The sequence below is a fragment of the Streptomyces jeddahensis genome, from assembly GCF_001642995.1.
Classification (GTDB): domain Bacteria; phylum Actinomycetota; class Actinomycetes; order Streptomycetales; family Streptomycetaceae; genus Streptomyces; species Streptomyces jeddahensis.
Genome location: NZ_LOHS01000015.1, coordinates 23,982 through 33,276 on the forward strand (window position 1 = coordinate 23,982; position 9,295 = coordinate 33,276).

The 9,295-nt window shown below is 69.4% G+C and carries 8 protein-coding genes; 5 read left to right on the forward strand and 3 right to left on the reverse strand.

Annotation, left to right across the window (positions count from 1 at the left end):
- The first annotated feature begins 40 nt into the window (after nucleotides 1-40).
- The 4 genes from STSP_RS00745 (at nucleotide 41) to STSP_RS00760 (ending at nucleotide 4,939) form a co-directional block, all read left to right on the forward strand.
- The gene (locus tag STSP_RS00745) at nucleotides 41-1,387 is read left to right on the forward strand and encodes an ABC transporter substrate-binding protein (RefSeq protein ID WP_067270585.1); all 1,347 of its coding nucleotides are present in this window, start codon (nucleotides 41-43) and stop codon (nucleotides 1,385-1,387) included.
- Nucleotides 1,388-1,509: 122 nt separating this feature from the next.
- Nucleotides 1,510-2,316, forward strand: coding sequence for a rhamnogalacturonan acetylesterase (locus tag STSP_RS00750; RefSeq protein WP_067270612.1), 807 nt, complete (start codon nucleotides 1,510-1,512; stop codon nucleotides 2,314-2,316).
- A gap of 185 nt (nucleotides 2,317-2,501) precedes the next feature.
- Nucleotides 2,502-3,812, forward strand: coding sequence for a pectate lyase family protein (locus STSP_RS00755; protein WP_067270588.1), 1,311 nt, complete (start codon nucleotides 2,502-2,504; stop codon nucleotides 3,810-3,812).
- A 2-nt stretch (nucleotides 3,813-3,814) separates the two neighbouring features.
- A complete protein-coding gene (locus tag STSP_RS00760; RefSeq protein ID WP_067270589.1) occupies nucleotides 3,815-4,939 on the forward strand; it encodes a pectinesterase family protein in 1,125 nt (374 codons plus the stop codon).
- A 202-nt stretch (nucleotides 4,940-5,141) separates the two neighbouring features.
- On the opposite strand, the gene STSP_RS00765 is transcribed toward STSP_RS00760, so the two are convergent.
- The 3 genes from STSP_RS00765 to STSP_RS00775 form a co-directional block, all read right to left on the reverse strand.
- The gene (locus STSP_RS00765) at nucleotides 5,142-5,972 is read right to left on the reverse strand and encodes a pectate lyase (RefSeq protein ID WP_067270592.1); all 831 of its coding nucleotides are present in this window, start codon (nucleotides 5,970-5,972) and stop codon (nucleotides 5,142-5,144) included.
- Nucleotides 5,973-6,113: 141 nt separating this feature from the next.
- Nucleotides 6,114-6,947 carry a hypothetical protein gene (locus STSP_RS00770; RefSeq protein ID WP_067270594.1) on the reverse strand — a complete coding sequence of 278 codons (834 nt, stop codon included), beginning with the start codon at nucleotides 6,945-6,947 and terminating at the stop codon, nucleotides 6,114-6,116.
- Complete coding sequence (locus tag STSP_RS00775; RefSeq protein ID WP_067270596.1) at nucleotides 6,947-7,516, reverse strand: SigE family RNA polymerase sigma factor; 570 nt, start codon at nucleotides 7,514-7,516, stop codon at nucleotides 6,947-6,949. Before STSP_RS00775 ends, STSP_RS00770 begins: the two co-directional genes overlap by 1 nt.
- 266 nt (nucleotides 7,517-7,782) lie before the next feature.
- Here STSP_RS00775 and STSP_RS00780 point away from each other — a divergent pair, with 266 nt between their 5' ends.
- Nucleotides 7,783-9,243, forward strand: coding sequence for an NCS2 family permease (locus STSP_RS00780; RefSeq protein ID WP_067270599.1), 1,461 nt, complete (start codon nucleotides 7,783-7,785; stop codon nucleotides 9,241-9,243).
- Nucleotides 9,244-9,295 lie beyond the last annotated feature (52 nt).

Below are 9,295 nucleotides of genomic sequence, written 5' to 3' on the forward strand. Positions count from 1 at the left end.
CCGCCCTGCATATCGTCAGATCCAGAAGAAGAGAGCCGACATGATCAGCATCCGCAGCAGCAGTGGGCGCCGTCGGGCGTCAGCCGCTCTCGCCCTGACCGCCGCACTCGCGCTGACCGCCACCGCCTGCGGTGACGACGGCAGCGGTGCCGCGGGCGACAAGGGGAACGAGGGCTCCGGCAAGGGGGAGATCACCTTCTGGGACAACAACGGCGGTGTCCGCACCGACGTCTGGAAGGAGATCATCGCCGACTTCGAGAAGGCCAACCCGGACATCAAGGTCAACTACGTCGGTATCCCAGCCGAGAGCGTCCAGTCCAAGTACGACACCGCCATCCAGGGCGGCGGACTGCCGGACGTCGGCGGCGTGGGCGCGGCCATGCTCGCCGGGATCGCGGCGCAGGGCGCGCTGGAGCCGCTCGACGAGCGCATCGACGGCAGCTCGCTCAAGGGCAAGCTGAACACGGGCATGGTGGACAGCGTCCGGGCGGCGGGTGGCGGCGACCAGATGTTCACGGTGCCGACCTCCGCCAACAACGGCACACTCTGGTACCGCACCGACATGTTCAAGGCCGCGGGCCTTGACGCACCCACCACCTGGTCCAAGTTCTACGAGGCCGCCGACAAGCTCACCGACAAGAGCAAGAACCAGTTCGGCTACACCATCCGCGGCGGCGAGGGCTCCATCGCGCAGGCGATCGACGCGGCGTACAGCCAGTCCGGCATCACCTCGTTCTGGAACGGGGACAAGACCACCCTCAACGATCCGAAGAACGTCAAGGCCCTGGAGAAGTACGTCGGCCTCTACAAGAAGGACACTCCGTCCGCCGACGTCAACAACGACTTCAAGAAGATGGTCGCCCAATGGGACAGCGGCCAGATCGGCATGCTGAGCCACAACCTCGGCTCCTACCAGGATCACTTGAAGGCGCTGGGCAAAGACAAGTTCCGCGGCCTCCCCAGCCCGACGCTCGACGACGGCACGCGCGTCCAGGTGTCCAACCCGGTGGACGGCCTCGGCCTGTTCAAGTCCAGCAAGAACAAGGCGGCCGCCTGGAAGTTCATCGAGTTCGCGGTGTCCCACGAGTCCAACAGCAAGTGGAACGAGTCGGCGGGCGCCATCCCGGCCAACACCGACGCCGCCAAGGACGCCTGGGTGCAGGAGGCCGAGGCCACCAAGCTCGCCTCGGAGGCGCTGAACGACGGCTCCATCAAGATCGTGCAGCTGCCGTACTACCTGCCCGACTGGAACACCATCAGCAAGGCCGACAACGAGCCGAACTTCCAGAAGGTGCTGCTCGGCACGATGTCCGCGAAGGACTTCCTGGACACCGTCGCGGAGCAGCTCAACACGGCGCAGGCCGAATGGAAGGAACAGCAGGGCTGAGTCCCCTCTGCTTCGAGACAGCGGCCCCTCCGGCCGTCTGACGTCACGGGGCCGGCGGCGGGCCTCGCGTTCGCGCCCCGCCGCCGACCCGAACCACCCGTGTGAAAGCGAGGCACAACGACGTGTCCCTCACCCGCAGACAGATCACCACGGCGGCCCTCGCCGCCCTCCCCCTCGGCTTCGCGGCGACCGGCCCCGCATTCGCCGCATCCTCCGGCTCAGGAGCCCGCCGCATGCGCACGATCTACATCGCCGGCGACTCCACCGCCGCCCAGAAGTACGCCGACGCCGCCCCCGAGACCGGCTGGGGCATGGCGCTCCCCTTCTTCCTGCACCGGGACGTCGCCGTGGCCAACCACGCGATGAACGGCCGCAGTTCGAAGAGCTTCATCGACGAGGGACGGCTCGTGCCCATCCTCGAGGCGATCCGGCCGGGCGATCTCCTGATCGTCCAGTTCGGCCACAACGACGAGAAGACCGCCGACCCGGCCCGGGGCACCGAGCCCTGGACGACGTACCAGGACTACCTGCGCCAGTACCTGGACGGTGCGCGGGCCCGCGGGGCGCGGCCCGTGCTCGCGACCTCCGTGGAGCGCAGGAAGTTCGACGCGGCCGGCAACGCCGTGCCCACCCACGGCGACTATCCGGCAGCGATGCGCGCCCTCGCCGACGAGGAGGGCGTGGCGCTCCTCGACATCCAGACCCTGTCGATCGCGCTCTGGCAGAAGCTCGGTGTCGAGGAGACGAAGAAGTACTTCAACTGGACCGAGACCGAGCAGGACAACACCCACTTCAATCCGCCCGGGGCGATCGCCGTGGCCCGGCTGGTCGCCGAGCAGCTGGTCGCGGGGGGCGTGCTGGCGACGCGGGACGTGCGCCGCCTCGACGACGAGATCCCCGAGTCGTGGATCACCTGGCCGGAGGCGTAGGCGCCCCACCGTAGCCCTGGTTCGACCCGGTTCGACGCCCGCTGGGGGCTGTGTGGCCGACCGCTGGTCGCGCCCATACGGCGGAGCCGGGCGCTGTCACAGTCCCGCGTCCGCGTAGCGGCGTCGCCCCTACGCGGACGCGCACCACCTCAACACCTTTCTCCGCTCGAAAGGAACCCGCACCCATGCGTACACGCAAGTGGCATGCCCATGCCATTGCTTCGCTCATCGGCTGCACTTCTCTCGTCCTCGCCGTCACCGGCACCAGCGCCCAGGCCCAGGCCCAGGGCCGCGACCTCGGCCGCGAGATCCTCGCCCCGAACGACGGCTGGGCCTCGGAGGGCGCGGGCACGACGGGCGGCGCGGCGGCCGACGCCGAGCACGTCTACACGGTCACCACCTGGGCTGAGTTCAAGGCCGCGCTGAAGGACGGTGGCGACGCGCCCAAGATCATCAAGGTCAAGGGCATGATCGACGCCGTCTCCCAGGGCTGTGAGGCCTTCGTCACCGGGGGGTACGACCTCCAGCAGTACCTCAAGGACTACGACCCGGCCGTCTACGGCAACGACAAGGTCGCCATGGGTCCGCAGGAGGACGCGCGGGTCGCGTCCGCCGCCAACCAGGACTCGGAGATCAAGGCCAACATCCCCAGCAACACCACCATCGTCGGCGTCGGCAAGGACTCCGGCATCCTCGGCGGCAGCCTCCAGATCAAGGGCGTCTCGAACGTCATCATGCGCAACCTCACCATCGAGGCCCCCCTCGACTGCTTCCCGAAGTGGGACCCGACCGACGACAACAACACCGGCAACTGGAACTCCGAGTACGACGCCGTGGTCGTCTACGGCACTGATCACGTGTGGCTCGACCACAACACGTTCACCGACGGGCGCTACCCCGACAGCGAGCGGCCGGTCTACTTCGGCAAGGTCTTCCAGCAGCACGACGGGCTGACGGACATCGTGCGCGGCTCCACCTACGTGACCGTGTCCTGGAACCGCTTCGAGAACCACGACAAGAACATGCTGATCGGGAACAGCGACAGCACCGCCGCCCTCGACGCCGGCAAGCTCAAGGTCACCATGCATCACAACCGCTTCGAGGGGATCCTCCAGCGTTCTCCGCGCGTGCGGTTCGGACAGGTCGACGTCTACAACAACCACTACGTGGTGACCGAGGAGCAGAAGGACGACTTCTACATCTTCGGCGTCGGCATCTCCTCGCAGCTGCACGCCAGCGACAACGCCATCTCGCTGCCGGCCGGCGCGAGCGTCGGCAAGGTGCTGAAGAAGTGGAACGAGTCGCCGCTCACCGCCGAGAACAACTACGTCAACGGCAAGCTGACCGATCTCATCGCCGTCCACAACGCGGAGATCCCGGGCGAGACCCTCCAGTCGGGCGCCGGGTGGACGCCGACGCTGCGCTCGAAGGTCGACCCGCCGCAGGCCGTCCCGGGCATCGTCGGACACCGCGCGGGTGCCGGAAAGGTCTGCTGACGATGGCCAGGCAACCACTGCTCAGCAGACGCTCCTTCGTCGTCGCGAGCGCCGGAGCCGCACTCGCGCTCGGCCTCCCGACCCACGCCCACGCCACCGGGAACGTCACCGGGGGCTCGCCCTTTGGCTGCTACGGCTCGCCGTCCGCCCGCCTCACCGAGCGGACCCTGTACGTGGACGCGGCGGGCGCCGGTGACTTCACCACCGTCCAGGCCGCCGTCACCGCCGCGAACGGCAGCGGCTACACGCTGGTGATCGCGCCGGGCACGTACCGCGAGACGGTGGCCGTGAGCGTGGCCCGTACGGAGATGACGTGGATCGGCGCCTCCGAGGACGCGCGTGACGTCGTGATCGTGTCCGACAACGCGGCCGGGACTCCGAAGCCCGGCGGCGGCACGTACGGCACGACCGGCTCGGCGACCACGACCGTGCAGGCCGACGGCTTCACGGCTCGCTGGATCACCTTCGCCAACGACTGGCTGCGTGCCGGCCACCCCGGGATCAGCGGCACCCAGGCCGTCGCCATCAAGGTGCAGGGCGACCGCTCGGCGTTCCACCACTGCCGGTTCCTCGGGCACCAGGACACGCTGTACGCGGACTCGATGGCCCTCGGCGTCTTCGCCCGCCAGTACTTCCGCAACTGCTACGTCGAGGGCGACGTCGACTTCGTCTTCGGCCGGGGCACGGCGGTGTTCGATCGCTGCCGGTTCCACACCCTGAACCGCACGGACCTGTCCGGCGCCCCGTACGGCTTCGTCTTCGCGCCGTCCACCGCTGGGGCCAACCCGCGCGGCTACCTGGTGACCAGGAGCCATGTCACGAGCGAGGCCCCGGACGCGTACTACAAGCTGGCCCGCCCCTGGGTACCCAGCTCCGACACCACCGCCAGGCCCATGCTGACCGTCCGCGACACCCACCTCGGCCCCGGCATCGACGCGGTCGCGCCCTACACCAACATGTCGAGCGGCTTCCCGTGGCAGGACCAGCGCTTCCGCGAGTACGGCAACACGGGCCCGGGGGCCGTGATCACGGTTCCCGAGAACCGGCCCCAACTGACCGACACAGAGGCCGAGTCCGCGACTCGCGAGGTCTACCTCGGCGACTGGACCCCCTGGAAGGCGGGCTGACATGCGCCGCCGCACCTTCCTGACCGCGGCGGCCACCTTCACCTCGGCGGCGCCGGGTCTGACCGTACGCGGACTGACGATCGCCGACTGACGTCCGTCATGCGCCGACCTGGGCATGGTCGAGCCGCCGCCTCCTAGGGGGGAAGAGGGAGGCGGCGGCTCCTTCGGACGGCTCAGGCGTCGGGGGGCGACGCGTGACCCGTCAGCCGTAGGTCAGATCGGAGGCCGTGTAGCGGCAGTACGTGCCGTCCGGGCCGCTGCCGATCTGAACGGGCTCGGCGCCCGTGTTGTTGCCCTGGAAACGGACGCACGGCTTGATCTTCTTGCTGCTGTCGCCGTGGATCCGGACGTTGCGCAGCGCCGCCGTGTCGCCGTAGTTGGAGTTGATGCCGACGATCGAACCGCCCGGCGCGGCCACGTCCACGTCGTTGACGATGATGGACCGCTTGTACTGCGTCGAGCAGTTGCCGCACGAGCGCACCAGCTTCCCGAAGTCCGCCACCTGGAACTTGGTGACGACGAGCTTTCCGGCGCCGTTGAACTGGAACACCTTGTCCGAGGCCTTCTTGGCACCGCCGCCGTAGACCGTGTACACGGCCGACGAGGTGCTGCCCCTGAAGGTGGCGGCGTCCTCGCCGACGTCCTCCCACCACACGTTCTGCAGCGTGCAACTGCCCTGGCAGTGGACGCCGTCGGCGGCGGGGGCGCCCAGGATGACGTTCTTGAGTACGGCCCCGTCCTTGAGCTTGAAGACCGGGTCCTGGCCCTCGTCCTGGCCGTCGCCGCCGAGGGCACCGCTGCCGTAGTACCGCTTGAGGCCGCCGTCGAACGTGCCCGAGACCGTGATGGTGGAGGACACCGCCTGGGTGCCCTTCGGGGTCGGCCACGCAGCGGCCGCGTCGGCCGAGGACAGCATCGCACTGGTCATCAGGGCGGCACCGGTCAGCGCGAACGCGCCGGTGCCGGCGACGACGGCGCGCCTGCGGCTGACGCGGCGCCGGTGGCGTGCGCGGCTTCCGGGTCGTGAGGTCATGGTCCGTTCCTCCGGTGGGGTGCGGGTAACCGACGCTTGCGCTGTGTGGTTGCCGCAGCCCGCGGGAGGGTTGCCCTGGAGCGGAAGATTTTTCTCCGGGCCGCCGGACCGGGACCAGGACCCGGCCGGTTCCCGGCGGCGTCAGTCGTCGTCGGAGACCGGCGCGAAGTCGCCCCGCACGCTCAACTGTTCGCCGTCCGCCTGGGCCGTCACCGCGTACCAGTCGTCGCCTGCGTCCCTTCCGCCGGGCTTGTGGTTGTACTGGCCCGCGAACGTGTACTCGCCCGGCTGCACCGTCGCTCCGTCCTTGAGCGTCCAGCGGTAGACGAGGAAGCCGTCCTCCTCCTCCGTCGTGTAGGTGAAGTCCTGCTCGGGCAGGGACCCCCAGCCGCCGGTCGAGGAGACGCCGGGGGTCAGGGCGACGCGCAACTCGACGGTCAGCGACGTCAGCACCTTGCTCGTCTTGATCGTCACGTCGCTCTGCGACCAGTACTCGCCACTGCCCGGGTCGATCGACCCGTCCGACCACAGGGGGCCGTCCTGGGTGCGTGCCGCAGGCGGTGCCTGCGAGGTGCGCGACGGCTCAGGCTGCTCCTGTGTGCGCGACGGCGCCGGGCTCGGCTTCGCGGTACGACGCGAAGGGGACGGCGAAGGCGTCTCGTCCGGCGGTGGTTCAGGGCTCGTCGTGACCGACGGGGACCGCTCCGGGGTCGGCGACACCGCGACGGTCTGTTCGGGGCCGTCGTCGCGGACGGCGGAGGCGACGGCGTACCCGCAGACGGCCATCAGGCCCGCGACGGCCGCCGTGGCGCCGACGATGCGGGTCCAGCCCAGCACCGGACGCGGCCGGGGACAGTGGGCGCCCGTCACGTCCGGGGCGGCCATGCCGCGCTCGATGCGTGCCAGCATTCGTGCCCGGTCCGGCTGGTGAGCCTCGGCCGCCGCGCGCAGCCGGGTGCGCAGTTCGTCGTCCATCAGTCCCTCCCTCCCGCCGGCCGGGTCAGTCTCGGGGCGGTCGCCGCGGTCTGCATCCGCCGGGGCGCGTCCACCGCGCCCAGCGACCGCTCCAGTTCCGCCATGGCTTTCGACGTCTGGCTCTTCACCGTACCCACCGAGATGCCGAGGGCGAGCGCGGTGTCCTTCTCCGACAGGTCGAAGGCGTGTCGCAGCACGACGCAGGCCCGCTTGCGGAACGGCAGCCGCCGCAGGGCCGCTTGGACGTCGACGACCGCCGACACGTCCGGGTTCTCGGTCCGTTCGTCGCGGTGCGACCAGAACAGGGCGATACGCCGCCGCTCCCGCACCGCGCTGCGTATCCGCGTACGGGCGAGGTTCGTCACGACGCCCCGCGCATACGCCACCGGGTGCTCGGCCGCGCGCACCCGGTCCCAGTGATGCCACAGCGCCAATAAGGCATCGGCGGCCAGATCGTCCGCGGCATCCGGCTCGCCGGTCAACAGATAGGCCAGCCGGGCCAGTTCGGCGTAGTGGTTCTCGAAGAAGGCATGGAACTCCGCGGCGGGGTCGTCGACGGCAGTGCCCACGGAATCCTCCCCTTCCCCCTGCGCAGCCCGTGTGTATGCGGGTATACGCGTGCGGTGGTGTCCGTGATGTGTGCGGTCTGTGTTGCTCCCGTGCTCGCCGGGGCGAGGAGCGAGAGCGTATCAGTGACCGCACGAGGATTCGATTGACGTGCACAGGCTCATACGATGCGCCGAGCCCTTTCGTAACACGGAGAAAACCTGAAACGGGTTCACGACAGGAACAATCCAGCCAGCATCCGCATGCATGATCCGAGGAGCCCGATCCCATGCCCGAGACCAGCAAGACGAGCCAGGTGACCGACCGGCCACCGGCGGGCGGCGCGGCCGCCAACCCCGTGGACCGGTTCTTCCGGATCACCGCACGGGGTTCGTCGTTCGCCCGTGAGATACGCGGCGGCTTCGCCACGTTCTTCACGATGGCCTACATCCTCGTGCTCAACCCGATCATCCTGGGCAGCGCGAAGGACAAGTTCGGCCACCAGCTGGACGGGGCCGAACTGGTCACCGCCACCGCCCTGGTGGCCGCCGTGATGACCGTGATCATGGGCGTCGGCGGAAACCTTCCGCTCGCGCTGGCCGCCGGTCTCGGGCTGAACGCCGTCGTGGCCTTCCAGATCGCCCCGCTGATGAGCTGGGCCGACGCGATGGGCCTCGTCGTCCTCGAGGGCCTGCTCATCTGCGTCCTGGTCGTCACCGGCCTCCGGGAAGCCGTCATGCATGCCATTCCGCAGCCGCTGAAGCAGGCCATCAGCGTCGGCATCGGCCTGTTCATCGCGTTCATCGGCTTCGTCGACGCCGGGTTCGTCACCCGGATCCCGGACGCCGCGAACACCACCGTGCCCGTTCAACTGGGCGGCACCGGCGCCCTGGCCGGATGGCCGATCCTCGTCTTCTGCCTCGGCGTGCTGCTGACCATCGGGCTGCTGGCGCGCAAGGTGAAGGGCGCGATCCTCATCAGCATCGTCGTGATGACCGTGCTCGCGATCGTCATCAACGCGATCGCGGACGTGAAGACCTGGGGCCTGACCACGCCCAAGCTGCCCGACGACGTCTTCTCCGCCCCGCACTTCGGACTGCTGGGCGACTTCAGCCTCTTCGGTGCCTTCGGCCAGGTCAGCGTCATCACCGTGGTGCTGCTGCTGTTCACGCTCATCCTGTCGGACTTCTTCGACACGATGGGCACCGTCGTCGGCATCAGCGCCGAGGCCGGGCTGCTCGACGAGGACGGCAAGGTGCCCAACCTGGGCCGCGTCCTGCTCATCGACGGTGCCGCGGCGGTCGCCGGCGGTGCCGCGTCCGCGTCCTCCAGCACCTCGTACATCGAGTCCGCCGCGGGTGTCGGCGAGGGCGCCCGCACGGGCTTCGCGAACCTGATCACGGGTGGGCTGTTCGCGCTGGCGCTGTTCCTGACGCCGGTGCTCACGATCGTCCCGCTGCAGGCGGCGGCCCCCGCCCTCGTCGCGGTCGGCTTCCTGATGATGACGCAGGTCAAGCACATCGACTGGGACCGCTACGACATCGCGATCCCCGCGTTCCTGACCATCGCGGTCATGCCGTTCACGTACTCCATCACCAACGGCATCGGCGCCGGCTTCCTCGCGTACGTCGTCATCAAGACGGTCCTGGGCAAGGCCCGCGAGGTGCACTGGCTGCTCTGGGGCGCCTCGGCGCTGTTCCTGGTCTACTTCGCGATCGACCCGCTGGAGCAACTGCTCGGCGTGAAGTGACCGCGTAGCTGTGGGCCGCCGCCGCCGCCGCCGCCGCCGCCGCCGCCGCCGC

Bases quoted from the DNA above. Each gene is read 5' to 3' on its own strand.
- STSP_RS00760 (WP_067270589.1), top strand. From the start codon at position 3,815: ATGGCCAGGCAACCACTGCTCAGCAGACGCTCCTTCGTCGTCGCGAGC.
- STSP_RS00745 (WP_067270585.1), top strand. From the start codon at position 41: ATGATCAGCATCCGCAGCAGCAGTGGGCGCCGTCGGGCGTCAGCCGCT.
- STSP_RS00770 (WP_067270594.1), bottom strand. From the start codon at position 6,947: ATGGACGACGAACTGCGCACCCGGCTGCGCGCGGCGGCCGAGGCTCAC.
- STSP_RS00765 (WP_067270592.1), bottom strand. From the start codon at position 5,972: ATGACCTCACGACCCGGAAGCCGCGCACGCCACCGGCGCCGCGTCAGC.
- STSP_RS00755 (WP_067270588.1), top strand. From the start codon at position 2,502: ATGCGTACACGCAAGTGGCATGCCCATGCCATTGCTTCGCTCATCGGC.
- STSP_RS00780 (WP_067270599.1), top strand. From the start codon at position 7,783: ATGCCCGAGACCAGCAAGACGAGCCAGGTGACCGACCGGCCACCGGCG.